At 45.8% G+C, this 25,754-nt stretch carries 28 protein-coding genes and 2 riboswitches; of the genes, 5 read left to right on the top strand and 23 right to left on the bottom strand.

Annotation, left to right across the window (positions count from 1 at the left end; genetic code table 11):
• Positions 1-40: 40 nt before the first annotated feature.
• The 4 genes from MHB56_RS17190 to MHB56_RS17175 all read right to left on the bottom strand — a co-directional run bounded on the left by MHB56_RS17190 (position 41) and on the right by MHB56_RS17175 (position 2,349).
• Positions 41-367 carry a thioredoxin family protein gene (locus MHB56_RS17190; protein ID WP_076124458.1) on the bottom strand — a complete coding sequence of 109 codons (327 nt, stop codon included), beginning with the start codon at positions 365-367 and terminating at the stop codon, positions 41-43.
• A 37-nt stretch (positions 368-404) separates the two neighbouring features.
• Entirely contained in the window at positions 405-797 is a 393-nt protein-coding gene (locus MHB56_RS17185; RefSeq protein WP_076185170.1) for a MerR family transcriptional regulator, read from the bottom strand.
• 145 nt (positions 798-942) lie between these two features.
• Positions 943-1,578: a ThuA domain-containing protein gene (locus MHB56_RS17180; protein WP_248549076.1), complete on the bottom strand. Its 636-nt coding sequence runs from the start codon at positions 1,576-1,578 to the stop codon at positions 943-945.
• A 48-nt stretch (positions 1,579-1,626) separates the two neighbouring features.
• Complete coding sequence (locus tag MHB56_RS17175; protein WP_341143786.1) at positions 1,627-2,349, bottom strand: SDR family NAD(P)-dependent oxidoreductase; 723 nt, start codon at positions 2,347-2,349, stop codon at positions 1,627-1,629.
• Between the two features lie 228 nt (positions 2,350-2,577).
• On the opposite strand from MHB56_RS17175, the gene ytxJ reads away from it, so the two are divergent.
• Both ytxJ and MHB56_RS17165 read left to right on the top strand, forming a co-directional pair.
• Positions 2,578-2,904 (top strand): bacillithiol system redox-active protein YtxJ, encoded by a 327-nt coding sequence (gene ytxJ / locus MHB56_RS17170; protein ID WP_042123836.1) that lies wholly within the window; start codon positions 2,578-2,580, stop codon positions 2,902-2,904.
• The gene (locus MHB56_RS17165) at positions 2,901-3,140 is read left to right on the top strand and encodes a glutaredoxin family protein (protein WP_076124465.1); all 240 of its coding nucleotides are present in this window, start codon (positions 2,901-2,903) and stop codon (positions 3,138-3,140) included. Before ytxJ ends, MHB56_RS17165 begins: the two co-directional genes overlap by 4 nt.
• Positions 3,141-3,239: 99 nt before the next feature.
• On the opposite strand, the gene MHB56_RS17160 is transcribed toward MHB56_RS17165, so the two are convergent.
• The 6 genes from MHB56_RS17160 to MHB56_RS17140 all read right to left on the bottom strand — a co-directional run bounded on the left by MHB56_RS17160 (position 3,240) and on the right by MHB56_RS17140 (position 10,692).
• Positions 3,240-5,564 carry a histidine kinase gene (locus tag MHB56_RS17160; RefSeq protein ID WP_076220122.1) on the bottom strand — a complete coding sequence of 775 codons (2,325 nt, stop codon included), beginning with the start codon at positions 5,562-5,564 and terminating at the stop codon, positions 3,240-3,242.
• 104 nt (positions 5,565-5,668) lie between these two features.
• Complete coding sequence (kdpC, locus tag MHB56_RS17155) at positions 5,669-6,256, bottom strand: potassium-transporting ATPase subunit KdpC (RefSeq protein WP_445667759.1); 588 nt, start codon at positions 6,254-6,256, stop codon at positions 5,669-5,671.
• Between the two features lie 76 nt (positions 6,257-6,332).
• Positions 6,333-8,366 carry a potassium-transporting ATPase subunit KdpB gene (kdpB, locus tag MHB56_RS17150; protein WP_076138246.1) on the bottom strand — a complete coding sequence of 678 codons (2,034 nt, stop codon included), beginning with the start codon at positions 8,364-8,366 and terminating at the stop codon, positions 6,333-6,335.
• A gap of 16 nt (positions 8,367-8,382) precedes the next feature.
• Positions 8,383-10,059 (bottom strand): potassium-transporting ATPase subunit KdpA, encoded by a 1,677-nt coding sequence (kdpA, locus tag MHB56_RS17145; protein ID WP_341143785.1) that lies wholly within the window; start codon positions 10,057-10,059, stop codon positions 8,383-8,385.
• 12 nt (positions 10,060-10,071) lie between these two features.
• Positions 10,072-10,149: a K(+)-transporting ATPase subunit F gene (gene kdpF / locus MHB56_RS29870; protein ID WP_076101420.1), complete on the bottom strand. Its 78-nt coding sequence runs from the start codon at positions 10,147-10,149 to the stop codon at positions 10,072-10,074.
• Between the two features lie 126 nt (positions 10,150-10,275).
• Entirely contained in the window at positions 10,276-10,692 is a 417-nt protein-coding gene (locus MHB56_RS17140; protein WP_076124472.1) for a hypothetical protein, read from the bottom strand.
• Positions 10,693-10,943: 251 nt separating this feature from the next.
• A riboswitch (cyclic di-AMP (ydaO/yuaA leader) is annotated at positions 10,944-11,133 on the bottom strand.
• 419 nt (positions 11,134-11,552) lie between these two features.
• A riboswitch (cyclic di-AMP (ydaO/yuaA leader) is annotated at positions 11,553-11,717 on the top strand.
• 68 nt (positions 11,718-11,785) lie between these two features.
• On the opposite strand from MHB56_RS17140, the gene MHB56_RS17135 reads away from it, so the two are divergent.
• Genes MHB56_RS17135 through MHB56_RS17125 form a run of 3 tightly spaced genes read left to right on the top strand, consistent with a single transcriptional unit; the run spans position 11,786 to position 13,369 of the window.
• Entirely contained in the window at positions 11,786-12,340 is a 555-nt protein-coding gene (locus MHB56_RS17135; protein WP_076124474.1) for a hypothetical protein, read from the top strand.
• Between the two features lie 14 nt (positions 12,341-12,354).
• Complete coding sequence (locus MHB56_RS17130) at positions 12,355-12,876, top strand: hypothetical protein (protein ID WP_076185177.1); 522 nt, start codon at positions 12,355-12,357, stop codon at positions 12,874-12,876.
• Positions 12,877-12,916: 40 nt separating this feature from the next.
• Positions 12,917-13,369 (top strand): hypothetical protein, encoded by a 453-nt coding sequence (locus MHB56_RS17125; RefSeq protein WP_076185178.1) that lies wholly within the window; start codon positions 12,917-12,919, stop codon positions 13,367-13,369.
• 585 nt (positions 13,370-13,954) lie between these two features.
• Here MHB56_RS17125 and MHB56_RS17120 read toward each other — a convergent pair.
• From MHB56_RS17120 to MHB56_RS17060, 13 genes are all read right to left on the bottom strand, one after another.
• Positions 13,955-14,143, bottom strand: a complete 189-nt coding sequence (locus MHB56_RS17120) for a hypothetical protein (protein ID WP_076218888.1) — start codon at positions 14,141-14,143, stop codon at positions 13,955-13,957.
• A 35-nt stretch (positions 14,144-14,178) separates the two neighbouring features.
• A complete protein-coding gene (locus MHB56_RS17115; RefSeq protein WP_076124479.1) occupies positions 14,179-15,459 on the bottom strand; it encodes an ABC transporter permease in 1,281 nt (426 codons plus the stop codon).
• Entirely contained in the window at positions 15,452-16,354 is a 903-nt protein-coding gene (locus MHB56_RS17110; protein WP_036676693.1) for an ABC transporter ATP-binding protein, read from the bottom strand. The genes MHB56_RS17115 and MHB56_RS17110 overlap by 8 nt, the downstream gene beginning before the upstream one ends.
• Before the next feature lie 4 nt (positions 16,355-16,358).
• Positions 16,359-17,288 carry an ABC transporter ATP-binding protein gene (locus MHB56_RS17105; protein ID WP_339171016.1) on the bottom strand — a complete coding sequence of 310 codons (930 nt, stop codon included), beginning with the start codon at positions 17,286-17,288 and terminating at the stop codon, positions 16,359-16,361.
• Between the two features lie 18 nt (positions 17,289-17,306).
• Positions 17,307-17,702 (bottom strand): GntR family transcriptional regulator, encoded by a 396-nt coding sequence (locus MHB56_RS17100; protein WP_076185182.1) that lies wholly within the window; start codon positions 17,700-17,702, stop codon positions 17,307-17,309.
• 61 nt (positions 17,703-17,763) lie between these two features.
• Positions 17,764-18,492: a hypothetical protein gene (locus MHB56_RS17095; RefSeq protein ID WP_076185183.1), complete on the bottom strand. Its 729-nt coding sequence runs from the start codon at positions 18,490-18,492 to the stop codon at positions 17,764-17,766.
• 901 nt (positions 18,493-19,393) lie between these two features.
• The gene (locus tag MHB56_RS17090) at positions 19,394-19,858 is read right to left on the bottom strand and encodes a DUF420 domain-containing protein (RefSeq protein WP_076124485.1); all 465 of its coding nucleotides are present in this window, start codon (positions 19,856-19,858) and stop codon (positions 19,394-19,396) included.
• 26 nt (positions 19,859-19,884) lie between these two features.
• Complete coding sequence (ctaG, locus tag MHB56_RS17085) at positions 19,885-20,805, bottom strand: cytochrome c oxidase assembly factor CtaG (RefSeq protein ID WP_248549082.1); 921 nt, start codon at positions 20,803-20,805, stop codon at positions 19,885-19,887.
• A gap of 85 nt (positions 20,806-20,890) precedes the next feature.
• Complete coding sequence (locus tag MHB56_RS17080; protein ID WP_036682505.1) at positions 20,891-21,217, bottom strand: cytochrome C oxidase subunit IV family protein; 327 nt, start codon at positions 21,215-21,217, stop codon at positions 20,891-20,893.
• Between the two features lie 5 nt (positions 21,218-21,222).
• The gene (locus MHB56_RS17075; RefSeq protein WP_038568531.1) at positions 21,223-21,849 is read right to left on the bottom strand and encodes a cytochrome (ubi)quinol oxidase subunit III; all 627 of its coding nucleotides are present in this window, start codon (positions 21,847-21,849) and stop codon (positions 21,223-21,225) included.
• On the bottom strand, positions 21,846-23,693 hold the full coding sequence (gene ctaD, locus MHB56_RS17070) for a cytochrome c oxidase subunit I (RefSeq protein ID WP_076185229.1): 1,848 nt from the start codon (positions 23,691-23,693) through the stop codon (positions 21,846-21,848). The genes MHB56_RS17075 and ctaD overlap by 4 nt, the downstream gene beginning before the upstream one ends.
• A gap of 126 nt (positions 23,694-23,819) precedes the next feature.
• On the bottom strand, positions 23,820-24,866 hold the full coding sequence (coxB, locus tag MHB56_RS17065; RefSeq protein WP_076124488.1) for a cytochrome c oxidase subunit II: 1,047 nt from the start codon (positions 24,864-24,866) through the stop codon (positions 23,820-23,822).
• Between the two features lie 403 nt (positions 24,867-25,269).
• On the bottom strand, positions 25,270-25,458 hold the full coding sequence (locus tag MHB56_RS17060) for a hypothetical protein (protein WP_019913840.1): 189 nt from the start codon (positions 25,456-25,458) through the stop codon (positions 25,270-25,272).
• Positions 25,459-25,754: the final 296 nt, after the last annotated feature.

Raw genomic sequence — 25,754 nt, 5'->3', positions numbered from 1 at the left:
AATATGGAGTCTCCCTAATTTCATCTTTAAAATTATCGCCTTATGCTTGAAGAACCTTGTTCAGTATGCCTTGGTAGGCTGCTTTCGGACGCAGACCGACCAGCTTTTCCACGGGCTGCCCCTCTTTATATACAATGACTGTAGGCATCCCCATAACACCCGCTTCTCCAGCCAAATCCGGCAGTTCATCACAATTCACCTTAACAATAGAAACATCGTCTCCATATTCCTGGTGAAGATCTTCCAGAACAGGCAGCAGCACCTTACAAGGGGGGCACCATGGCGCACCATAATCCACCAGTACCGTTCCTCCACCACGTATTTCTGACCGCACCCAATCCGCACTATCGGCATTTATAATAGACATTTGCCATTCCTCCTCATATTTTTCAACACCAGCAGTACTATTCCAAGTTCTCCAGTGGACACGTTCCCAACTTGCTCTCATCCTGCTCCTGCAGAATAGATGCCATTCGTTCTTCCAAATTCCTCTTGATCTGATTCAGCTCTACAAGCTGACGTTCAATATCTTCCAATTTACTGCGGTATAGTGGCATCACTTCTGCGCAGAAAGCTTCTTTGTTCTTCAAGACACAATGTAGAAAGCCCGCGATCTGCTCTGTCGACAGACCCAGGTTCAAATATAGTTTAATCGTTTCTACCGTCTCTACAGCAAGTGAAGAATACTCCCGATATCCGTTGGCCTGACGGATCGGCGAGATTAATCCTTGACTCTCATAGTAACGAAGTGAACGGACGCTTACGCCCGTCAGTTTAGCAAGCTCACCTATTTTCATAGCATTCTCCCCGGGGTTCATGAGAATTGTTCTACCCCAGTATAAACCCTGACACCAATGTTAGAGTCAACAAAAAAAATCCAACCGCGGCTAACCTGCAGTTGGACTCGTGTTTTATGTTACAACAGGTATATCCGCTTATATCCTATAATAATCCTGCCGCCCAAAGTCCACCTCTAAGAATCATCTGGCGAAAGGGCTCTACGGAAAATGACGGCAAATGATGACCAGGCATTAAATAAACAACCCGGCCTAGACCAAATTCATGGCACCAAGCCGCCTGCCTCATTGCCCCATCATGAGGATATTCCATAAGCACAGTTGTTTCGAAATAGGGATGCTGCTCAAAATAATAAGGCTCATCATCGATCACAAATTCTTCGATCCCCTGCATAATGGGATGCTCCCGTGCCGGTATGGACATCTGGAGCGAAGTGAATTCTGGATGATGAGTGAAATGCGCTCCCAGCATAGCGCCTAGCTCCTGATTACGCTGTAAGGAGATTCCGTTATGTACCACTAGTAATCCGCCACCGTTAGCCACATAGGAGAGCAATGCGCTGCTTTGTTCCGCCGGTATTTTATCATCGGAGAATTCGGTATAAGAGATCACCAGCTTGTAATCAGATAATGTTTCTTTATTAAGCAGCCCATAATCCTCCGAGGAGAATACCTGCAGGTCATTGGCAAGGATCCGCTCAATCTCCCGGTCTACTCCCGCAAATGGGTGATATTTAACCTCCGAATAACTTCCGAGTGCCAGTGCTTTTAGTGTAGACATCCTATCATCGCCTTTCTTCGTGTACTTTTTTGATTACGGGAAGACCATCTACCAAGGCCATGTATTTCCATCCACATCAAGATAGGCCGGCTCATCCCCTAGATGCTTTTTATACTCCATAACCTGACTTATAATCTGGTCTGCGGACACATCAGGTGAAATATCCGCTTGCTCATTTTTTTCGCCATGCATATAAGTCTTCATCCAGCCGGGGTGAAACACCATCACTTGACCCCCAAGCGTCTTTAGATGATTGTGCATCAGGGAGGATTGCATATTGAGAGCCGCCTTAGACATGCAGTAGCCGTACATATTAATACGTTTATTTCTGCCAATGCTGCCCGCTTCCGAAGAAATATTAACAATCAATTTATCCTTACTTTGCAATAAAAGTCCCATAAGTGCATTGCTGACTCTCAACGCGCCTAGCGTATTCACATTATAAATCTCTGCCATGCCGTCATCATCCATATCCACCAGCATCGTAGCATCATCTGCGAAATGAATAATTCCGGCATTATTAATAAGAATATCAACATGCCCCGTTCTGCTGGCGATAGCCCTTGCTGCCTGCTTTACACTATCCTTACTACCAATATCGAGTGGAATAAGTTCCAACTGTTCCGGATACTCCTCTTTAAGCGCTTTCAATTTATCTGCGTCTCTCATGTATTGTCCAGCAAATACTGAGAACTGTTTCTCTAAAAGAGAGTGTACAAGAGACAATCCAAGACCCCGATCAGCTCCAGTCACACATGCGACTCTGTTCATTCTTATCAACACTCCTACCTAGTAAGAATTATTGAAGCAAGTTGTCTTCCTTTCACCTTAGCATGCCATCCCCTTTTTTTCAACGCGCTAAAATGAGGGTTTGGTCATCCTTGGATTAGCTGCTCCAGAATCCTTTTTGTTTTAAATTTAATATATGTTACAATCATGATTACAGGTTGTTAACAACACAATGGTTAGTAAAATAACGATCCCAGGAGGGTGATATCTATGTCTATTCAACAACTTCATACATTGGAAGATCTTGAGCAGTATGTGGCTAAACCTGGCAAGAAGCTGCTGTTCAAACACAGCACTACCTGCCCGATTAGCGCTAAAGCTAATGAAGAATTCCAGGCTTATCTAAAGGATGCGGATACTGCAGCAGCAGTAGTTCTAGTCATCGAGGATCGTCCAGTTTCCAATCAAATTGCCGAGGATTTCGGGATTAAGCATGAATCTCCACAGCTCTTCCTGCTTGAGGATAATGAGGTTCGCTGGAACACTTCCCACTGGAAGATCACAAGAGATGCTATCAAAGAGGCTGTGAACCAATGAGCCAGCAAGTGATTGTTTATTCAACAGCAGGCTGCAGCGACTGTAATCTGGTCAAACAATATCTTACGGAGCAAGGTATCCCTTTTGAAGTAAGAGATGTTATGACTAGCACAGTCTATCAAGAGGAAGTCGAAAAGCTTGGTTTCATGGGTGTTCCTGTTACTGTAGCAGGGGATCACGCCACCAAAGGATTCAATCTCCCCGAGCTGAAAGCACTTCTCGAAGCTGCTCAGTAATTCATCCGTTTAATCATTTAGCACTTGATATATGCTTACAAAAAAGGGGATTCCAGCAGCCACTCGGCAAGGAATCCCTTTTTTTCATTGTTCTAAAGCTTAGGGTTCCTCACGCATAAGATTTGCCACGACCAGTACATCTACATTTCTGGCCGAACGCAAAATCTGTTTAGTGACATCCCCGCGTAGCCATTTGCGCACCCATGAGCGTTGGGACTGGCCGATAATAATCTGTGTGCTCTGTAAGGCTTGAGACCTTTCAAGCAGCAAGGAAGACACTCGTGCCGGGAGCACGTTAGGAATCATCTTAAACGTTCCACCCAGTCGTTCCGTCAATTCTTTCAAATCATTAATTCGTTTATCGTAAGAAGGCCCGCTCTGCTTATATTCCTGTACGTACGTAACATACCAGCAAGCTTTTAGACGATAGGCAATCCGAAAACCGCGCCGAATCAGACGTTCCGCATGATCTCCTAAGGTGATGCACACATAGATCACTTCCTGCCGCCGCCAAGGTCCCCGCAGCGACCCGACACGTTCCCAGGCCTCCAGACGTTCATCCACATCATCAGCAATTTCCCGCAGCGCCAGTTCACGGAGGGCGATTAGATTGCCGATTTTGAAAAAAGCACCCAGCGCCTGATCCACTTTGGTCATCGCATATATTTTTCCATCCTTCATCCGCTCTTGCAGTGTTTTGGGGGATACATCGATAAGTTCAACTTCGTCGGCCCGTTGCAGAATGCTGTCTGGGAAAGTCTCTCTAACTCTAACTCCGGTAATTTGTTCTACCGCATCATTCAAGCTTTCTAAATGCTGAACATTCACTGTGGAGATTACAGAGATCCCCGCATCCAATAACTCCATAACATCCATATACCGCTTCTTATGCTTGCTGCCCGGCATATTGGTATGTGCCAGTTCATCTACCAGTACGACCTCCGGATTACGCTTAATAATAGCTGCCGTATCCATTTCCTCAAGGACAGTCCCCCGATAGTCAATGCTCAGTCGCGGAAGGATCTCCAGCTCACCGATCTGTTCAAGCGTTTCTTTACGTCCATGCGTTTCTAGTAGTCCAATAACAACATCGATCCCTCTCTTTAAGAGATCATTTCCTTCTCGCAGCATCTTATAAGTCTTGCCCACCCCGGGAGCAGCACCAATGTACACTTTAAATGTGCCCCCACGAATCGCATCGATTTTATCCTTTACTTCCTGAGTGCTTAATCTGTGATAAGCATCAGCTTTCCGCTCATTTCGGCTCTGCCGGGTAGGAAGAACACGTTCTCCCTCACGCTCAGCACGATCAGCCACGAAAAACACATCTACTCCGCGGATTTGCTTTAACAATGAGTTAGCAATCGAACCCTTCCACAGCTCCTGCCACGCCGTTTGCTTAGAGTGACCCATAACGATACGGGTAATATTATGCTGGATAGCGTATTTCACTAGAAGTCCCGGAATCTCCCTCTTCGAGCGAAAAGAAATCTCCTCCATCGAGGCCCCAATCTTCTCAGTCAGCTTCCATAGGGATCGCTTGAAGGTTGCTGCTTCCTTAGAGGGCGTCAGGCCCTGCTTCCAGAAGGATACCACCGCCAGATCTCCGTTTAACCGTTTAGCGATTTGCTGCCCACGGCGGATATGAATCGAGCCATTCCAATAATACTGTGCAGACACCAACACTTTTTCGGCAATCCCCGAAGCCCCCAGCAATCCTTGCTCCTCCCGATGCTTCTCCAGCGAACCATTAACATCCTCCGCAACCATTCTCAGCGCCAGCTCCCGCAGCTTGCTTAGATTCCCTTTGTTAAAAAGCGAAGTCCGCTGCTTCTTGCCCAAATGTCCTTCGGACAAACGTTGAAGTATCTTTTCCGGAGTCACATCAATTAGAACGATATCATCTGCAAGGGTGAGCACTTCCGCGGGCAAGGAATATTCCACCTCAATCCCCGTCCACTTCCGAGCAAGATCTGCTGCGCCTTCCAGCTCGTATACGTTTACAGTTGTGATGACACTAATTCCACAGCCCAATAAATATTTGATATCCTCCAGCCTAGTTGATCTCTCCGCACCCTCGCGATTATGATGAGCCAATCCATCGGTCAGTACAACCTCTGGATTACGCGCCACAATGGCCTCCACGTCCAGATCCTTCTTCTCGATCTCCTTCTGAAACCAATGAATACTTGGAATCCGTTCCAAGTCACCCAGCTGATCCCTTGTTTCTGGACTTTGGTTGGTTGAAACCGCACAGATTACAACATCGATGCCCTGTGCTTTCAGCGCCTGACCCTCACGCAGCATCTGATAGGTCTTGCCTGATCCACTGACCGGACCTATATAGATCTTCAGACGTCCACGATGCAGCTCATAAATAGAGAGCAGCAGTTCCTCCGGCGTCTTCCTCCGATATGTTCCCATCAAGACCACTCCTTAATAACCCGTTCATCCATTCACTCTTCTATGCCAGAAAGCAAGATATCCCTGACCCAGTTTGAACAATCGGGCAGGGATATTAGCTATATTTATTTGTTCGTTAATTTCTGCAGCTCCATGTTCAGCTTAAGAACATTTACCCGCTTTTCACCAAACAGCCCTAGATCGCGACCTTCGGTCTGCTTATTCACTAGCTCTTCCAGCTGCGTGGCTGGAATCCCAGTCAAATTACTGATCCGGGGAATCTGCACAATTGCCGACGCAGGAGTGATATGCGGATCAAGACCTGAACCCGAGTTGGTTACTAAATCAACCGGCAGCTTGTTTACAGGCACATCCGGATTATCCAGCTGCCACTGTGTGATAGAATCCTTCGTCCGCTGCAGCATATCCGGGTTGGATGGGCCGTAGTTATTGGAGCCTGAAGCTTCCGCTTTATAATCAATGCTGGATACACGGCCATGGAATACTGCCGGGTCCGTAAAGCTTTGCCCGATGAGTTCTGAGCCCACAACTACTCCAGCGTCATTCTTCAGCTGACTGCCGTTCGCTTGCGATGGCATCAGAACTTGAGCAATCGCTGTAGTAGTCAGAGGATAAATCACTCCGCAAAGAACAATAAACACTAGACATAGCCGTAATATAATAAAGAAATTAGCACCCTTCGATGATGACAACTGTTCTTCAGCGTCCGCAATCGATTTTCTGTTATTCACGATGCTCTCACCCTTTCAATGATTAGTCAATCCGTTGTTATATCCATACACTTACGAGCAAATCAATAAGCTTGATGCCCGCAAAAGGAACGACTACTCCACCTAAACCATAGATAAAAATATTACGTCCCAGCAGCTTCGTAGAACTCATCGCTTTATACGAGACACCTTTCATAGCCAATGGGATCAGCAGCGGAATAATAATCGCATTAAATATTAAAGCAGATATAATTGCCGAGCTAGGTGAACCCAATCCCATGACATTCAGGGCTTCCATTTCAGGAATGGCGAGCATAAACATTGCCGGAATAATTGCGAAGTATTTAGCGATATCATTCGCAATACTGAACGTTGTCAACGCGCCCCGCGTCATCAGTAGCTGTTTACCAATAGCTACAACCTCAATGATCTTCGAGGGATCGGAGTCCAGATCAACCATGTTTGCTGCTTCCTTAGCGGCTGTAGTCCCACTGTTCATCGCTAAGCCCACATCAGCTTGGGCAAGGGCAGGTGCGTCATTCGTACCATCACCAGTCATCGCCACCAGCTTGCCTTCGTTCTGCTCGCGGCGGATAACCGCTATTTTATCCTCAGGTGTACTCTCTGCAATAAAATCATCTACCCCTGCTTCACGGGCAATAGTAGCTGCGGTCAGCGGATTGTCCCCTGTACACATGATAGTCTTGATTCCCATTTTTCGCAGCTCATCAAACCGCTCTTTCATGCCTGGCTTAACTGTATCCTTTAAGTAAATAAGTCCATAAATCCGGTTGTCTACCGCAACAGCAAGCGGGGTCCCCCCCATCCGAGCGATAGCATCGGAATTACTGTCGAGGTTCGCGGGAATGACTCCGCCCTTCGACTGTACCCATTTCTTCACGGAATCGACTGCCCCTTTACGAACAGATCGTCCATCACGCAGATCTATACCACTCATCCGGGTCTCAGCCTTAAACTCTACGAACTCTCCGCCTTCAGCAAGTTTGCTGTCATAGCTGCGTTCCAGCTTCTTAGCCAGCTCAATAACCGAACGTCCTTCCGGAGTCTCATCCTTTAGCGAACTAATAGCTGCCCAAGCCGTAAGCTCAGCTTCCGTTTCATCTCCAACTGGCACAAAATCACTCGCCATCCGGTTTCCGAAAGTAATCGTACCGGTCTTATCTAGAATCATTGTATTAATGTCGCCGGCAGCTTCAACGGCCTTCCCTGACATAGCAAGGACATTAAACTGTGTGACGCGGTCCATCCCTGCTATCCCGATAGCGGAGAGCAGTCCCCCGATTGTGGTCGGGATCAGACAGACCAGCAAAGCGATCATAACAGGAATATCTAGATCAACGCCCAGATAAGTCGCAATAGGCCGCAAGGTCACTACTACAATCAGGAAAATCAACGTCAGACTGATCAAGAGTGTATTTAGTGCAATTTCATTGGGTGTCTTTTGACGTTTCGCCCCTTCAACGAGGGAGATCATCCGATCCAGGAATGACTCACCGGGATCACTGGTAATTTTGACTTTAATCTCATCACTGACTACCCGGGTGCCGCCTGTGACTGAGCCAAAATCTCCGCCGGCTTCCTTAATAACAGGTGCAGATTCACCTGTAATTGCAGATTCATCTACGGAGGCCAGCCCTTCAATTACTTCACCATCGCCAGGGATAAGTTCTCCCTGACTGACGATGACAATATCTCCTTTACGAAGCTCGGAAGAAGAAACGGTCTTCACAGACCCTCCAACGAGTTTGTTAGCTGTGATATCCTGTTTCGTTTTCTTGAGTGAATCCGCCTGGGCTTTCCCGCGGCCTTCAGCCAGCGCTTCAGCGAAGTTGGCAAACAACACTGTGAATAACAGAATGAACAACACTGTGATATTGAAGCCTACCGATTTCTCTGCATTAAAATATCCGGGGGCCAGTACCATAAGTAATACAATAATCGTACCGATTTCGACAACGAACATGACCGGATTTTTGATTAACGTCACCGGGTTAAGCTTAATAAAGCTATCCTTTACAGCGCTTAGGAGTATGGGTCCCGTCAGCAGCTTTTTTCTTTTTACAGTACTCATCTTGTTCTCCCTCTTCCTACCGTAAGGTCAAATATTCTGCAATCGGGCCGAGCACAATGACCGGCAGAAACGTCAGAGCCCCGATAATTACAACGGTACCAATCAGAATTCCGGTGAACAGACCATTGTCTGTGCGGAATGTGCCAATCGTCTCAGGAACTGGCTTCTTCTGGATCAGTGAGCCTGCAACTGCCAGCATCGCGATTATAGAGACATAACGGCCAAGCAGCATTACGATCCCGGTTGTAACATTCCAAAAGGTGGTGTTGTCCGCAAGCCCTTCAAATCCTGAACCATTGTTCGCGGCAGAAGAGACATATTCATATAACACTTGGCTAAGTCCATGGAATCCGGGATTCGTGATGGAACCGTTGCCCAAGTCCGTTAAGAACGCACCTGCTGTTGGTACAAGGATAATGAACGGATGCACAAGGATAGCAATCGCAATCAGCTTCATCTCCTTGGCTTCTATCTTTCGCCCGAGAAACTCTGGTGTTCTGCCGACCATTAGTCCACATAAGAAGACGCCCATGATGGCATACATCAGCATATTGATTAGTCCGACACCTTTTCCCCCGAAGACGTTGTTGAGCATCATTAGGGCCAGAGGGGTAATGCCACCCAGCGGTGTCAGCGTATCATGCATATTGTTAACACTACCTGTCGTAGCTGCCGTTGTTACCGAAGTGAACAGCGAAGATTGCGGGATACCAAAACGTACCTCTTTACCTTCCATGCTGCCTTGCGAAGACTCGATCCCCAGCGCATTGATAGCTGGATTGCCTTTGGTTTCCGCATAATAATTCAATCCCAGCAGTAATACGAACAAGGTCATCATTGCTGTGAAAATCACCCAGCCCTGACGTTTGTTCTTAGCGAACAATCCGTACATATATGGCAGAGAGGCTGGCAGCATCCACATAGAGAGAATCTCCAGAACGTTCGTAAGTGGATTAGGGTTCTCAAAAGGATGCGCTGAATTGGCTCCGAAGAAGCCGCCACCATTCGTACCTAAGTGTTTAATTGATTCCAAAGAAGCGACTGGACCGATAGCGATTTGTTGCGTCTGCCCTTCGAGTGTAGTGACCTCAAGCGATGGCTTGAGCGTTTGTGGCACATGCAATCCTACCAGCACCAATGAAACTAGCAGAGCTAATGGAATGAATACACGAATATGTGCTTTTACGAAGTCCTCGAAAAAGTTCCCGACTGATTTCTGTCCTGTAATCCCTCTGACAAAAGCAACCGCAACAGAAAATCCGCTCGCTGCAGACGTGAACATCATCATCGTGATGACTGCCATTTGTGAAAAATACGATAGTCCCGTCTCCCCGCTATAATGCTGCAGGTTCGTATTGGTCATAAAGCTGATCACCGTATTGAATGAAAGCGTCTGTTCCATATCGGCAATTCCATTCGGGTTCAGCGGCAATCCCCGCTGTAATCTTAGAAAAATATAACTGAAAGAAACCAGTACGATATTAGTTAAAACAAAGCTGAGTGCATACTTCTTCCAGGACATTCCGTCCCGTTTTTTCAGGCCAATCAGCTTATAAATACCTTTCTCTGTGCCTGCAAACCAGCGATCCGTACGATTCGGTTCGTTAGAAAATACATGATATAAATACGTTCCCATCGGCTTGACCAGCAAGATGAGAATTACAATTACGACGACTATTTGCAAAATGCCCATGAATGCCCCTCCTTAAAATTTCTCAGGATGAATCAACGCGTAAACCAGATATATAAACAACAGTAGGGTAACAGCGATTACTAGAATCACAGCTTATCCCTCCCCGTATCCTCAACTACACCTGCGCACCAGCGCATAAAGCCATAAAATAACCCGTAAATTACAGCTAACGAAGCCACCATATACAGATCCATCATATCTTCCGCACTCCTTCCATTATCCTTGATGAGGTGATCTATCGATTAGAAAATCAGCATCACCACTATGGGAATAGATTACATAGCTCGCACCAAGTCTTTTATAGACCAATCTAGGATTTATTGAACTTGTAATCACAAAAATCGGCTGTGTCGTCCAGGTACGGCACATCTGAATATAGCGGCAGCAAAGCGGAAAGCTGCTCTCAAACAGATATACCCTGCCTACCGGGAACGATGGGCGAAACCAAGTGCTCTGATGGCGGGTATCCACTAGAATAACCTGCTCAATCCCGAGCTCCTCAAGTAAAGCTTTCTCAGCCACATTGTTGGTTAATCCCGCCATCTTAATACCCCTGAACTTCAGAAGTTTAATGAAATGTTCTCCCGCCTTTGTAGGCGCACATACAAGCACATATTCATTCTGATCCGTCATCTTTTTTTCTCCTCCTGCTCATTTACAACAAGGAGGCAACGAAAATCTCCGAAAGGATGTTGACCTATCGTCATTTTCGGGCACAACCTAAAGCTCGGTTGTGTCACGTCATTAGACGCTGCCTTACAAATACCGCTAATGATGAATTTAGCGACCTCTTAGGGGAGGCCTCCATAAATGCTTTGCTTCTAAGAGCACAGCAAAAAGCCACAAAGGATCTCCTCTGTGGCTCGCTAGCGGTCACATTGCACTCATCCTCTCTCCATACGCTTACGAGGTTAGCTGTCGGATTCGGGCGGTGAGAGTCGCCCTACCTGTATAGATGCGAGCTCACTCACACCCTCTACAGGATTCACCCCATAATCGGCTTCCGACTCTCACATCGGCTGCCGATTGTTGGTTCCCCCGCTTTCCTTACCGGAAATTAAGCGGATCAAATATTCGATTGTCGTTGAAACAGGAGTAATCATACTCTTATGCACGAAGACTTGTAAAACCTGAATGATGCCAAAATAATGCAAATTAAAAACTATTTTCCCATTAGATAGCGCTTACTTGATATCTAATCTCTCTATATCTCTTGTTTACTCGAGTTTGGAGCGTTTAATCGCTATCTATAACCCATGTGATTTTATTCACCTTTTTAGAGCGAAAATACTGCAAATTCCCATTATAGGTAGAAACGCAAGAAGCTGAGGCTGAGCGAGAAAGAGGCGCGATAACACGCCATAAATACCTATTTACCTCGTTTTTCAGTCGTAGTCGGCAGGATATGGTTAAAATTGCTCTAAAAGAACATTTTCCGTTTTTTACAGAAAATCTTGAAAAGAGTATGATTCGGGTTGAATCTAATTCATGAAAAACAATCAACGCTGAGTTCCTGCATTCGCAGGGAACGGGGGAACCATCAGGCCACCTGGCCTACTTGGGGTGAATCCAAAGGAGACTGCATAAGTCTCAATAGGTAGGGCGACTCTCACCGTCCGAATCCGACAGCTAACCTCGTAAGCGTAAAGAGAGAGACCCTTGATCCGCCACGCTTTGGCCCAGGTATATCTGCCTGTAATCCAAAACCGCAGCAGAGGTCCTCCTCTTGCTGCGGTTTTTGCGTTACCTGAGCTTATTAGGTGATAGCACGCTGGATGGGGTGAATGTTTTGAAGCACTATTATTTAGGGATACATCAAGGACTGCTTGAGCCGATAAGTCTAAATTACGTTTGTTTCGGGGCCTTGTGGTTCGAAGAACATAATCACAGGTACATTGTAGGCTATGCATTTGGCCAGAACCAGATCCAAGCCCTTCGCCAGTTCAGCACACCTTCTTCTTGTAAAGACTGTTTAGACTCTAAGATTGTATATGAGATATATAAAAAAATTCGAGAACAACAGCAGCAGCAGGATTGGTCATCACACCAAAAGCTCCCGTGGTTTACAGCCTTCAAGGAGCCTTGGAAAGATGTAAGCGCCGGTTGGTATGTCTTGAGATCCCGCAGCACCTTTCCCTTACATCTATCTGTTATACGAAAAGAGAAGTTCCGACTATGGCTAGAGCATACCGCAGTCTGTGAGAATAAAATGGAGATGCTCGCTTGTGTAGAAAAGGCTAGTGTCACTCATCATGTTGACTTAAAGCTTTTGGAAATCTAAGGAGGAACCCTACTATGGACCAGCGCAGACTATCCCGCATTGAAGTATTTGTATTGGATGAACCCGAGCCTATTCACTATGGAATGGAAGGGGCTGAAGGCTGCCGTTATGGTATTCTGAAGCTCACCTGTAAGGGAGGCTGCAGTTGGGGGGCTTGTCTGATCTCTGCCAACACCAAAAATTTCGATCTCATTAAATGGAGTTCTTTTTTACGGGCTATCTGTCATTGCCGTCTTGAGGAAGCGCTGGATAAGGTCCGTCGCGAAGGTTCAGATTGGGAGCAGGTTAAGCTTGAGCTAGTTCAGGGTGCTTTGCAGGATTTAAAGGCCAAGCTCCAGGGTAAATCCTTGGCAGGGCATATTCAGCAAGGGCGTCTGTACAGTGTTGCAGCAGGGGGGAGCAATTCCAGAAGTGAACGGCTCTACTACAAACCTTCCAAAGCTTTATCCAGTGCCTCCCAGCAGAAACACAGTTGCCCGGAACCAGACACCGCCGATCTCATCAATAAATCCATCTCTTACTTTTCTATATTATAGATTCAAGCAAATCTCTCAATCTGAAAGGATCGTGTTCACCATGCCTGACCCCTTACCTCCCGAGTCCACCTACAGTACTAAATTTGCAGAGTGTGTTCAAAAGTATACTAATGAAGTCTACGTACTTAGTTCCATGTTGTTAGAACAATCTAATGAGGCAGACAAGATTACTATCCGCACCTTCACAGAGCTTCATAAAATATATCGTCAGGATGATTTCGATCCTCAGTTATTCTCTATCCACGCTTACCGCACTTGTATTCGCCAGTGTGCTGATTCTTTTGCCCGGCGCTCGCTTCTATCGGCTAAGGCATTACCTTGGGAGGAACAGCTTGTGAAGGTCATGTGGTACGGTCTAAAGCTGCCTCTTTCTCAAATAAGCATTATTCTGCAAAAAAGTGTTCCCGCACTGAAAACACAGCTTAGAGCTGTACGGGAGCAGATGACCACCCAAACGGATATACTAACGAGCGCAAATCTTTCTATAATTTAGTCACTGACTAGAATTCAGACAATCTTTAAGCGCATGAAGCATCTAACGGACTCAGGAGCCTTTAATTGAAGCTTTTCCTCAAATATGGTCGGCGTTCGGACTCCAGAGTCACTAATTGTTTATAGAGCACCAAATATACGCCTACTTCCACTCAATAGCATCACTGGAGTCCGCACCCCCTTCAAAAGACCTTGAAATCGCCAAATAACGCCTTCTGAGTCCAAAAGTAAAAATCTCGAGCGATGAGCGTCTTGGATCGTCTTAAAGCAAGCCCTAATCATCTTCCACCAAGACAAGGCTTACGGACCCAGATGACGTTACTTACACGTTTATCGCCTTTTGAGCATAGTATCGGACTCCAGTGCAACTATTTGGTTAAAAGAGCTACTAATTCACCATTTTTCATGCCAATAGCGACTATAGTGTCCGATATCTTGCTAAATCTCGATGATTGTTGCATTTAAGTGCTGCTGGGTCCGTTAGCTATATCAGCTCGTATACAAAGAGATTGCCAACTCAAAAACGGGGATATCCCAACAACCATAAATGGTTGTTGGGATACCCCCGAAAACTCAGTGCTTACTATTACGCTTTACTCTTACGCGCCTTACCGTACATCCACAATCCCGCCAACATCCCCACTATAGCAACACCAGTCAATAGGCCTTGAACAAAATCCATAAAAGTGGAGCCATCCGGAAGCATTCTACTAACTGTAGCCAGCGATACAGAACTCATTAAAAGCATAATGGTATATTGTTCGCTTGTAGACATCATTAGCACTCCTTAAAAGTTATTATGAGGTCTTCTTAGATCTTGTAAGCTTTCATTGCTTTTCTGATTTCTTTAATACTTGGGCGTTTGCCGTACATCAGTACGCCGGTACGATAGATCTTGGCTGCCAGCCATCCGAAGATGAAGGTAGTCACAAGCAGGATCAGCAGCGATACAATGACTTGCCAGATCGCCACCTCGCCGACACCAATTCGGAGCAGCATCGTCAATGGTGAGGTGAAAGGCACATAACTCGCTATCTTAACCACTAGAGTATCTGCATTGGAGATACTGAACAGTGGAACATAGAACGCTACGAAGCCTAACATCATGATTGGCATTACCGCCTGACCGAGATCCTCCGTACGGCTGACAATCGAACCTACAGCCGCATACATCAAGGCATAGAGGAAGTAACCTAATACGTACAAGACAAATCCATAGAGCAGCAAGTTAATATTGAGCTGGCCTAAATCGAGATCAAAATCAGCCAATACAGTCGCATTATGCGGGAGCGTCAAATTGACGACGATCGCTGCGACAAAGATCCCAATTTGCAATATTCCTACTAGGAAAACACCGATAACTTTACCGAACATTTGCGCTAAAGGTGAGGCACTTGTAATCAGAATCTCCATAATCCGCGAGCTTTTCTCAGAAGTTATCTCTGCGGCAATCATGTTGCCTGTCATCATAATGGACATAAAGAACAACATAAGCATGGCATATACGATAATGTAGTTAATGGCCGGAGTGTCCTCCTGAGAGCTTTCACTGCCACCGCCTGCGTTAAGCTGTTGTGTAGTAATCTGCACAGGCGTTGACATTGCAGCAATCTGTTCAGAGGTCAGCTTGTCGCCAACGATGAATTGTGTGTTTGCTTGCTGAAGTGCATTTTGGAGATAAACTTGCACATCTCCGTTTAGTTCCCCATCATTACTATGATAAGTAACGGGTGGAAGCCCTTCACCAGTAGGTTCCGCAAAAGTAACATAACCTTCTACGGTCTCTTCATCTAATGCTTTCTTTAACTCGGCATCCTCCGCAGAAGCATATTGTACTATCTTAGCCTGTGGCATGCCCTCTGGCGCAGTATAAGCCTTCAACAATTCTGCAACCTGATTTCCCTCTTCAGCAATCACAGCAATTTGAGTAACTTCACTTTTGGCCGAATCACCCTTAAACTGATCGATGATATAGGGAAGATTCATCCCTATGCTGAGCAATAATACTAGAATCAAAGTAGTAATCATAAATGATTTCGTTCTAACTTTATTTTTAAAGGTAAAGCCGATAATTGTCCCCATCTTATTCATTAGATTCACCCACCGCTCTGATAAAGATTTGGTTTAACGTAGGTTCCTTGATTTCAAAATGCTCCACTTCACCCTGTGCTATCGCCTGCTGTAAAATACGCTGTGCTGCACCGATCTCACTGATCGATAACAGATACCCACGCTCCAGCCGTTTAACTGCTGTAACACCTGCGATGGACTCCAGACCTTTTACCTCATTAGCTGTACGCAGCAATACTTCTTCCCGCGGGTAGCCATTCTTGATCGTGCGGATATCCCCTTGAACGACCGTATTGGATCGATCGAGAATCGTAATGTTACGGCATAGCTCTTCCACATGCTCCATCCGGTGCGTAGAGAAGAGGATACTTGTTCCCGAATCACGTAATTCTTTGACCGTATCTTTCAGCAGCTCCACGTTTACTGGATCCAGCCCGCTGAAAGCTTCATCTAGAATCAGAATCTGCGGCTTATGAACGACAGCGGCGATAAAGCCCATTTTTTGCTGATTTCCTTTGGAAAGCTCTTCTATTTTTTTATTGTAATAATCCGGAACCTCGAATCGATCCAGCCAATAGCGCAAGCTCTTATCTGCATCACTAGCTGACATCCCACGCAGGCGGGCCAAGTAAACGATTTGATCGCTGATCTTCACCTTAGGATATAGTCCACGTTCTTCGGGCAGATAACCCATAAGTTGCTGCAGTTCACTGTTGAAAGGTTTTCCGTTATACAAAATCTTGCCCTCATCAGGGTAGATTAGGCCGAGCACCATACGCATCGTGGTTGTTTTCCCCGCGCCGTTCGCCCCCAGTAATCCGTAAATTTCCCCTTTACCTACGGTTAGGTTAATTCCGTTTACTGCGGTTTTTTCTCCATATTGCTTAACTACACTTTCCAGCTTTAAGGCTTCCATTTCTCTAGTCCCCTCTCTTGTGGTCAATTAGAATAGGACGATGACCCTGTGTCCATAAACTTAATATTTCGTCCAGCTCCAAACTGCGGCTCTTGATAACCTTTACGCCCAAGTCATGAATGCGTTTCTCGTTTTCAGAAAATTGTTCTATGATAAAAGAAGCTACACCCGGTGTATCCATGGTAAAGTGCAAGCCTCCTGGCAACTCAGCCGATAACTCCGCAAGCTCCTCTTCATCCGCAGCATTCACCCAAACCTCGGTCCAAGCACCGAACAGACTGTCTTTTTCAGCCATACCCAGCAGTTCTCCCCGATGCATAAGGACGATATAATCCGCCAGCCGTCGCACCTCATCCACAATGTGTGTGGAGATGATAATCGTTGCGTTGTGCTCATCCATATATTTACGAAGTGTCTCGATCATAATCTTCCAGGCAAAAGGATCAAGACCCGATGAAGGTTCATCCAATAGCAGCAGACTTGGCCGTGCCGCAAGTGCTGCAGCAATTTCGAATTTCCGGCGCTCCCCTTTAGACATCTTCGAAAGTCTCGTATGATACGGAACCTCAAAGCGATCCATCAGCTCGTGAAAATACTGATCGTCCCAATTTGGATACCAATACTTCCGAAATCGCGCTGCCTCCTCTGCATTCCAGTGGTTCTCCTCAGTAATTGACGTTTCAGGAACATAGGCAATGGTCTGGCGAAGCTCCAGAGACAACCCGCTATCATACCTGTTCTCGAACCAATATATCTCGCCTTCCTCTGGATTAGTCAGCTGCATCAGCAGATTCAGCAGCGTACTTTTGCCGGATCCATTCTGACCTACCAAAGCTGTAATATATCCTTTAGGCAGATTCAGGGTCAGCGGTCCTATCGTCTTGTTTCGCCGCCGTTTAAGTACATTCCGCAATTCTATAGCCATCTGTACCATATGAGTAAGCGCCCCCTCTCAATCCTTTTCTCTATACTTGCGTTCTATAATCTCCATAAAAATCTGTTCAATTTCATCCTTGCTGCAATGTACCGATCGGCCGATATCCACTGCACTCTCAAGTGCTTTGCCAACCGTTTCACGTTTATATTCTTCCATGGCTCCGTCACCTACATGGGATACAAAGGTACCCGTTCCTTGTCGCGTTCGCAGCAAACCTTCGTTCTCCAGATCCTGATATACCCGCCGCACGGTAATTACACTGCATTTCAGATCTCCTGCGAACTCACGAATCGAGGGCAGCAGCGTACCTTCTGTAATGACTCCGCTAATGATTAATGATCTAAGCTGAGTCTCTATTTGATGATAGAGGGGCTCTGCACTATTTTCGTTGATTTGTACCGGTATCCACATTATTTACACCTCGCCTTCCACTCTAGCGTGCTAGAGCGCAGTCCTTGCCATTTCCGATTTTTTATATGAGATTGCGACTTTTCAGCCGATGTATAGTCCATTTAGAGAATAACTGCACAGATATTGTTCCCAGCAGAAGTGACCCCCACATGATCGGAGATAACAGCCCCCACTCCTTCGAATAGGAGATACTGTATAAGAACAAACTGCCTCCGCCCAGTGTAACTAAGAACGATGTTGCCCACGATAAAACTACGATAAGCAATGTTAGCCATAGATAAGCTTTGCCGCTAAAAAGATATTCAATAAAAATATATAGACCTGAGACCATGAATCCGAAGCCGAGCCAAGTAATCGCAAAAGCTATGTACGAAGGAACCGCCAGCTCTGCCCGGAAATTCTCTCCTAACAAGTAAATAATACCGAAGAATAACGTGCCATTTAGAGTAAAGGAGATCACACCCTGAAGTTTTCTCCGCAATAATATTACTGAAGCTGGAATCGGTAAAGTTCGTAAGTAAACCAACATTTTTGTGTATGAGTCTTCACTCCAATATTTCATGGAACGGCGAGAGAATGTTAATCCCAATAAGGGGATAAAGGAAAGAAATAAGAAATCCGCTAGCATCGTCCGATCCTGCTCACCTAGTACATCATTTGCTATCAGGCTAGTCAGTCCACCAAGATAACTCATAAAAACAACTGTTATCACGAGGGTCCCTAATATTTTTAATTTGTCTCCGCGAAAATCAGAGCGCAACATAAACCATGAATCTTTTAATGTTCTCATTAATGCTAACCTCGCTTTACAATGTCTTCAGCGTCTAGCAGAAGCAGGTGTTCATATCCCTGTGCTTACTGTATATATCTATATACACAGTATATGACCTTGGTTTTTCATTGTCAATCCTGTAACTGGAAATTATTCTAAAGAAATAGGAGGTTTGGGCAACCTCATACTTCAAGCTTATGAAGACACTCTCAGACGTTAGGTAACGCTTATTAATTGAGATTAACTACAATGAGGGGGAATTGAGGCAGAATGCTACGGGGCGAATGTAACTGGGATAATTGAGTTTATTAGATAATTCATTCTGGAAATGAAGTAGTAACTGCTCACTCTTGCTTCTATGCAACGTGTTGGTGTGATGTGTGTTGAGGGAGGCGGGTATGGCGGATGGTGCGGTATCGGGGGTGGGGTGCTGATTCGACTGCTGACTGGTTCAGGTTTCGGGTGTGGGATACCGTTTCGGCTGCTAGTGCAGTTTCAGGTATGGGATATGGGCGACTGCCGAGCGGATTAACATTAGGGAAAAACTCCCTAAAATCTGCCCAACCGAGCTTAGATTATTAGTTTTTAGGGAAATCCTCCCCAAAATTTCAGCTATTACGCTGTTATTGGATTAATTCCATTCAATTTCAGGGAGCATTTCCCTAATTATGGCCTTTTTAAGCTATTTTCGTTCATTTTCAGGGAGGTTTTCCCCAATTACATCTTTTTCGTGCTAACTTCGTTCAATTTCAGGACAGATCCCGAAGCTCTACAAACCAAAATAAGCCCATCACCCGCAATCCCTACTCAGGAACATGCAGATATATAGGCTTATTTCATAACTATTTACGACTCTGCTACTCTAGTGCTGTTCATTCGCTCAACGCACTAAACTCTGTGCTCTATTCAAGCACTTATTTTACGCTCCCAAAATAACTTCCCACACCGGCTTGGTATGTCCACCTGGATACAAAACATACAACAGCACGTACACCATAACGCCTGTAATCGCTGTGATAAACCAAATTATCGATGTCACTCTGCCCCACTTACGGTGCTTGGAATACTTCGCCTTGAAACCAAGTGTTAACGTAGTAAGTCCGAATACCGCAGCTACGGTTGCCAGAACGATATGGAAGATCAAAAACACTTGATAAATTGTCTTCAGTTCATCCGGTCCACCCCATGAGGTATTTCCCACAAACAACGTTCTCGATACGTAAACAATAAAAAACAGCAGCGCAGCGATAGCGGCAGCAATCATCGTTTTCTTATGCGCCTCGCGTTTGCCCTTGATAATGAGCCACCAACCTATAGCCACCAGCACCGCGCTGATCACGATGAATGACGTACTAATAGTCGGAAACACTGTGAAAATATCCATGATTCTCCCCCTCGGCAGTCTACCAGTTATGCACGGTTCAAGTTGCTCTCCTGAAGTGTTGAGGATGGCGTCGACAATTCATCGTCGTCTTGTCCGTTCTCTTTTTTATACCAATGATAGAACACATAAGCAAGCATAGAGGCAAAAATAAATTCCTGAATGAACTTCATCGCGATGCCTCCCACCTGTTGATCCACCTTCGGCGACATCACTTCAAAGAATGCAGGACCTCCAAAATTCTGAAGTAAAACAGAGGGGTCTCCCGAGATACAATAGCCCATAGCACGCGCCCAAGTCTCTGGATCACTGTAAGTGGCGTAGAGCGGATGATCGGCAAATATAATCAGCCCGCAAGCCGGCGTCAGCAATACCATGTTCAGAAAAATAAATCCAATCTTCCCAAGCCCACTCGCCATACGATGTTCCGGCAGCGGATTAATCAGTGTCCACCACATTAAAGCAGAGGTCAGGAACAAAACAATGTAATAAATACGATGAACAGTAAAATGCAGCATCACATAATCATGAATAACAGGAATATGGTACAAGGAAAAAAGTCCGTTAAACAATAGAGCAGCTACTACCGGATGAGCTAAAAAAGATAACCGCCGAAGCGGATTCACCTTTAGTATCCTGCGCCAGATAAAATCTGGAATTCCAAGCATAATCAGCGGCACCGCTACCAGATAAGACAAGGCCATACTGACCATGTGGAAGGAAAACATCATATGCCCTAAAAGGCTAATGGGTCCTCCTTGTGCCAGGTAAAGGGCAAGCATCCCACAGACAAATAACGCTCTACGCCAAAATGGCACCGGTAATGAATCGGCATAACGCCCAGCAATCGGACCAATCCACACAAAATAACCTGCTGTCAGCAGCAGCATTACCGCTAGAAAAAGCGGACTCCATAGTTCAGCAAAGTTAAAGTATTCTAATCCCAGCATAATCCCAACCTCCTAGCGCAGGAATTCATATATCTAAACATCAAAAAGAGGGGGCATCGCAGCCCACCTCTTTCATTATCGTCCGTTAATTCCACCAAACCCAATACAGCGACATAACAATACAGGTCCCAGCGATAAAGAAGCCGCCCAGCATGAAGAGAATCGGCAGAAGATGCCCTTTATCTTTTAGATGCATCCAGAAGCCCATCTGCACAATGACCTGAAGAACAGCCATTACCAGCAGCAAAATAATCGCAAAGGTTGCATTTACGCCCCCAGCCGCAACAGCAGCGAAAGCAATCAATGTTAAGACAATGGAGAAAATAAAGACAACAATATGTTTCTGTGGTCCTTCATGCCGATGACGTTGCTTATACCCGCCGCTATCTGGCATATGCTGATCCGTCGTCATAGTGCCTAGCCCACCTTTCCGAGTAGGTATACAACCGTAAAGATGAAGACCCATACTACATCGATAAAATGCCAGTACATGGCTGACACATACACTTTTGGTGCAGTAACTACCGTTAACCCCTTGCGGGCGAGCTGCCCGATCAAGATGGAGATCCAAGCGATCCCGAAAGCTACGTGCGCACCATGAAATCCTACCAGTGTGTAGAATGCCGAGCTGAATGCACTTGTGGTCATTCCGAATTCTTCGTGTCTTACATATTGAGTAAACTCATAGATCTCCAAAACCAGGAAACCTAAACCTAAACCTACAGTAACTAAAAGCCAATTCCGTAGCAGTGCCGGCCGATTTCTGTGCATTGCTTGAATAGCGAATACACTCGTCAGACTGCTTACCAGCAGGATGAATGTTGCAGCGGCTACAAGCGGCAGATGAAACAGTTCATTCGCCGAAGGCCCCTCATTCGTCTGATTACGCAGTGCGAGGAAAGTAGCGAACAACGTGCCGAACAATACCGCTTCGCCGCCTAGAAACAACCAAAAGGCAAGAACCTTGTTGCGTCCTTCGAGCGTAGCTTTTTCCGGCTCGTGCGGAAAGGTATCCTTAGAAGCTTCTGCATGTGCCGTTGTCATGTCCGCTCACTTCCTTCCAGCTCTTCAGGTTCAATATGCCATCCGTGATCATCATACAGCGAACGCATCAGCATGGATCCAAATGTAATAATAAGACCGATGGCTGTAACGATATAATTATTAAACAGGAAGCTCATAAAAGCATTGCCGAATTCATCACGGCTAAACATAAAGCCAAGCCCAGCGATAAAAATTCCGACAGACATCGTAAACGGTAAAATCGTTGCCGACGGCATATGAATTGAGCCCACCGGCTCTGCTGGTGTCATGCCTTTATTCCCTGCTACTTTTTCTTTCCAGAAGGCATCAATCCCCCGAATAAGAGGTGTTTGCTTGAAGTTATATTCTGGCGGCGGTGAAGGAATGGTCCATTCCAATGTACGTCCATCCTCCCACGGATCATTGCCTGCATCCGCCGGTTTTCTGGAAGTCAGGAAGATGTTCACCAAGAAAATAATCATACCAACACCCATAAGACCTGCACCAATGGTACTGACTAAATTTAGCAAATCAAATTGCTGATTTGGTAAATAAGTGAACACGCGGCGCTGCATCCCCATAAGCCCAAGGAAATGCTGTACAAAGAAGGTCAGATGGAATCCGATGATAAACGTCCAGAAAGTCCACTTGCCCAGCGTCTCACTCAGCATCCTTCCGAACATTTTGGGCCACCAGTAGTGCAGACCTGCGAACAGGCCAAGCACCAAGCCACCTACAATAACATAGTGGAAATGCGCTACAACAAAATACGTATCATGGAACTGAAAGTCAGCAGGTGCGGACGCCAGCATCACTCCAGTTACTCCCCCCATAGTGAAAGTAGGAATAAATCCTACAGCGAACAGGTTAGGGGTTGTGAAACGTACTTGCCCGCCCCACATCGTGAACAACCAGTTAAAAATTTTAATCCCGGTCGGAACCGCAATTAACATCGTTGATACGGAAAACAACGCGTTAGCTACAGGTCCAAGTCCAGTTGTGAACATGTGGTGAGCCCAAACCATAAAACCTAAAAAGGCGATCAAGATGGTTGCAAACACCATGGAGCTATATCCGAACAGTCTTTTACGCGAAAAGGTTGGGATGACCTCGGAAATAATCCCGAAGGCAGGCAGAATGAGAATGTACACTTCCGGGTGACCAAATATCCAGAAGATATGCTGCCATAGCACTGGACTTCCTCCGGCTCCGACTTCGAAGAAATTGGCTCCTAGAATCCGGTCGAATGTCAGCAGTACTAAACCTACCGTTATTGCTGGAAAAGCAAATAAAATAATGGCAGAAGTGATAAATGTGGTCCAGGCGAACATCGGCATCCGCATATAGGTCATTCCCGGCGCACGCATCGTAATGATCGTGGCTAGAAAGTTAATCCCCCCGATGAGGGTCCCTAATCCGGCAATTTGCAAGCCGATCGTATAGAAGTCTACACCGTGTGTAGTGCTGTATGTACTCGTAGATAGTGGGGTGTAGGCGGTCCACCCGGCATCAGGAGCACCACCCATAACCCAGCTAAGATTCAGTAGAATCCCGCCGAACAGGAAGGTCCAGAAACCAAGTGCATTTAGAAAAGGAAAGGCTACGTCACGTGCACCGATCTGTAGCGGAATGACGGCATTCATGAGTGCGAAGATGACTGGCATGACGCCGAGGAAGATCATCGTCGTACCATGCATGGTTATGAGTTCATTAAACGTTTGTGCATCCAAAAAGTTATTCATCGGCTTGATGAGCTGCCAACGAATCAGAAGCGCTTCAATTCCCCCGATGCCAAAAAATAATCCTCCGGCCCATAGGTACAAAATCGCGATTTTTTTGTGATCGACGGTTGTTAGCCAATCCATAAGTCCTGTATGGCGCTTCACACTGTGGCCGTGCCCCAGAGGCTTGGATGAATTCAAGGTATGCGCTGCTTGAGCCAAAGTTCGTCCCCCCTTTTCGAAAGTTCCGCCCGCCTTTAGGCTAAGGCATTAGTCCAGCTTATAGTTGGCCAGATACTCTGCAATGCCATCAATCTCAGCATCACTCAGGCCCAGATCTTTGGGGTTAGGCATCAGATTGCCTGGTTTTACGGATTGCGGGTCGTGCAGCCAGGTTTTGAGATTCTCTTCAATCGGCGCACCATCTTCCCTCGTGTCGTCGTTGAGAAGAATTCCAGCAATCGATTCCCGAGAACCAATTCCGGTCAAGTTCGGCGCATTATTAATCCCTTGATCACCTACAGCGTGGCAAGTCAGACATGCCGCTTTGAACTTCTCAGCTAAAGCAGGATCCTCTGGCAGCACAGCTACAGGTGCTTTCATAGAATCAATCCACTTTTGAAACTCTTGTTCACTAACTGATTTCACCTTAAATTCCATCAATCCATGAGAAGGACCACATAGCTCCGCACATTTCCCACGGTAAACGCCTTCATTAGGCGCACTAAAGCTAAAGCGGTTAATCGTTCCAGCTGGGTTAGTATCGATTTTACCGGAAAGAGAAGGGACCCAGAAGGAGTGCAGCACATCTTTAGTTTCCAGTTCAAAGGCGATATCTTTGCCCACCGGAATAATCAGGTCCTGCGCTGTAGTTACCTTATAGTCGGTATACTCAAACTCCCACCAGTATTGGTGGCCGGTTACTTTAACCTTGATCGCATTCTTGTCATTGGAATGATCATCTCCAGCGGCAAACACAGCTTTAACCGTTGGCACGGCCAGTACTACAACAAGGATGAGCGGAATGACTGTCCAGAGAATCTCAAGTTTCATACTGCCCTCAACCTGCTCAGGGATTTCATTCTGACCTGGTCTTCTGCGGAAGCGGATCAGTACATAAGCTGCAATCGTAAAGACAATCAGCAACACCACGATCATAATGCTGATCGACAGCTCCATTAATCCGTAAGATCTGTCTGCTGCAGGTCCCTGTGGTCTGAGTACTGACAAGTCCTCACGACCGCACCCGGCAAGAAAGAGTCCAAACATAGCGGTCATGGGAAGGAGTCGCTTTACAGCCTGCCACGTTTTCATCATTGATCTACCCCGCTTTTCCCGATTTCGTAGATTCCTGTTTTTTTCTGTCAATTATAACAATCACTATTAATATAAGTTTAAGGGAAAGTTTTGTCAATCGTTCACAACTAGTTCACATTGTAATTTACGACACAATAAACCCTTGTCCCATCTGGATTTTATAGCATTTTATGAAAACGCAAACAAATAAAAAATAATAAAGAAAGCGCATTCAATTTAAAATGTGTCTATTAATTCATTTGACTATTCTATTAGGAAGACTTTTCCTTATTCGTAAATGGACATACAAAAAAAACCGATTCCAGCAACAAAAGTCGCTCGGGCACGGTTTATAAGAATCCTCGTGGATGTTATTACTCAAAATGATGTCTAAAGTTAAGCAAGTGACAAACGTATCTGTTAGCTAGGAGACGGATGAATTCATCCGTACCAACTCGTGTTCCACGACCATGGTCAGTTCTTCTTCATAGCCTCCTGTAATCCGATACTTTCGGACGTACTCCTTTACGAATTTCTTGGGATCTTTGGGCCGGAAAATGCGTGTCATTTCCCGTAGACTTTCCTTGACTTCGTTATGACCTTTACTTGCCATGATCAGTTCCCTCCCAAAACATTGAAAATGAATGCTCCGTTGTAGAGAATGCATGATGAAAAGTACGCCGTAACCTCGAATGCAAGTGAAGTATCCATTACACATACGTGGCTTGCACTATCCGTCAACACGTGGAATCTAAAGCTAAATCTAGCCTTTGAAACACCGCCTTGCCGGTGAAGCAGGTTCGTCGTGATTTGGGCTGAGAGTAAGGACGCCTGATGAACGATAGCTCCTTGACACTTTTATTACCCGAAGAGCCACTTACTGAATCACTCCTTTCGGGCCTTATCGTT

The organism is Paenibacillus sp. FSL H8-0315, from assembly GCF_038005365.1.
Classification (GTDB): Bacteria; Bacillota; Bacilli; order Paenibacillales; family Paenibacillaceae; genus Paenibacillus_AQ; species Paenibacillus_AQ odorifer.
The sequence above is the reverse complement of the archived record's forward strand: the minus strand, read 5'-3'. Positions and strand labels throughout refer to the sequence as shown.

What these genes read in the sequence shown, in the direction of transcription:
- ctaD (WP_076185229.1), bottom strand. Translation starts at nt 23,693, where the DNA reads ATGGATTGGCTAACAACCGTCGATCACAAAAAAATCGCGATTTTGTAC.
- kdpA (WP_341143785.1), bottom strand. Translation starts at nt 10,059, where the DNA reads ATGGGCATTTTGCAAATAGTCGTCGTAATTGTAATTCTCATCTTGCTG.
- MHB56_RS17125 (WP_076185178.1), top strand. Translation starts at nt 12,917, where the DNA reads ATGCCTGACCCCTTACCTCCCGAGTCCACCTACAGTACTAAATTTGCA.
- MHB56_RS17130 (WP_076185177.1), top strand. Translation starts at nt 12,355, where the DNA reads ATGGACCAGCGCAGACTATCCCGCATTGAAGTATTTGTATTGGATGAA.
- ytxJ (WP_042123836.1), top strand. Translation starts at nt 2,578, where the DNA reads ATGTCTATTCAACAACTTCATACATTGGAAGATCTTGAGCAGTATGTG.
- MHB56_RS17160 (WP_076220122.1), bottom strand. Translation starts at nt 5,564, where the DNA reads ATGGGAACATATCGGAGGAAGACGCCGGAGGAACTGCTGCTCTCTATT.
- kdpB (WP_076138246.1), bottom strand. Translation starts at nt 8,366, where the DNA reads ATGAGTACTGTAAAAAGAAAAAAGCTGCTGACGGGACCCATACTCCTA.
- MHB56_RS17190 (WP_076124458.1), bottom strand. Translation starts at nt 367, where the DNA reads ATGTCTATTATAAATGCCGATAGTGCGGATTGGGTGCGGTCAGAAATA.
- coxB (WP_076124488.1), bottom strand. Translation starts at nt 24,866, where the DNA reads ATGATGAAAACGTGGCAGGCTGTAAAGCGACTCCTTCCCATGACCGCT.
- MHB56_RS17175 (WP_341143786.1), bottom strand. Translation starts at nt 2,349, where the DNA reads ATGAACAGAGTCGCATGTGTGACTGGAGCTGATCGGGGTCTTGGATTG.
- MHB56_RS17185 (WP_076185170.1), bottom strand. Translation starts at nt 797, where the DNA reads ATGAAAATAGGTGAGCTTGCTAAACTGACGGGCGTAAGCGTCCGTTCA.
- MHB56_RS17060 (WP_019913840.1), bottom strand. Translation starts at nt 25,458, where the DNA reads ATGGCAAGTAAAGGTCATAACGAAGTCAAGGAAAGTCTACGGGAAATG.
- MHB56_RS17090 (WP_076124485.1), bottom strand. Translation starts at nt 19,858, where the DNA reads ATGGATATTTTCACAGTGTTTCCGACTATTAGTACGTCATTCATCGTG.
- MHB56_RS17165 (WP_076124465.1), top strand. Translation starts at nt 2,901, where the DNA reads ATGAGCCAGCAAGTGATTGTTTATTCAACAGCAGGCTGCAGCGACTGT.
- MHB56_RS17180 (WP_248549076.1), bottom strand. Translation starts at nt 1,578, where the DNA reads ATGTCTACACTAAAAGCACTGGCACTCGGAAGTTATTCGGAGGTTAAA.
- MHB56_RS17120 (WP_076218888.1), bottom strand. Translation starts at nt 14,143, where the DNA reads ATGTCTACAAGCGAACAATATACCATTATGCTTTTAATGAGTTCTGTA.
- MHB56_RS17105 (WP_339171016.1), bottom strand. Translation starts at nt 17,288, where the DNA reads ATGGTACAGATGGCTATAGAATTGCGGAATGTACTTAAACGGCGGCGA.
- MHB56_RS17075 (WP_038568531.1), bottom strand. Translation starts at nt 21,849, where the DNA reads ATGACAACGGCACATGCAGAAGCTTCTAAGGATACCTTTCCGCACGAG.
- MHB56_RS17115 (WP_076124479.1), bottom strand. Translation starts at nt 15,459, where the DNA reads ATGAATAAGATGGGGACAATTATCGGCTTTACCTTTAAAAATAAAGTT.
- MHB56_RS17100 (WP_076185182.1), bottom strand. Translation starts at nt 17,702, where the DNA reads ATGTGGATACCGGTACAAATCAACGAAAATAGTGCAGAGCCCCTCTAT.
- MHB56_RS17080 (WP_036682505.1), bottom strand. Translation starts at nt 21,217, where the DNA reads ATGACGACGGATCAGCATATGCCAGATAGCGGCGGGTATAAGCAACGT.
- MHB56_RS17140 (WP_076124472.1), bottom strand. Translation starts at nt 10,692, where the DNA reads ATGACGGATCAGAATGAATATGTGCTTGTATGTGCGCCTACAAAGGCG.
- MHB56_RS17095 (WP_076185183.1), bottom strand. Translation starts at nt 18,492, where the DNA reads ATGAGAACATTAAAAGATTCATGGTTTATGTTGCGCTCTGATTTTCGC.
- ctaG (WP_248549082.1), bottom strand. Translation starts at nt 20,805, where the DNA reads ATGCTGGGATTAGAATACTTTAACTTTGCTGAACTATGGAGTCCGCTT.
- MHB56_RS17110 (WP_036676693.1), bottom strand. Translation starts at nt 16,354, where the DNA reads ATGGAAGCCTTAAAGCTGGAAAGTGTAGTTAAGCAATATGGAGAAAAA.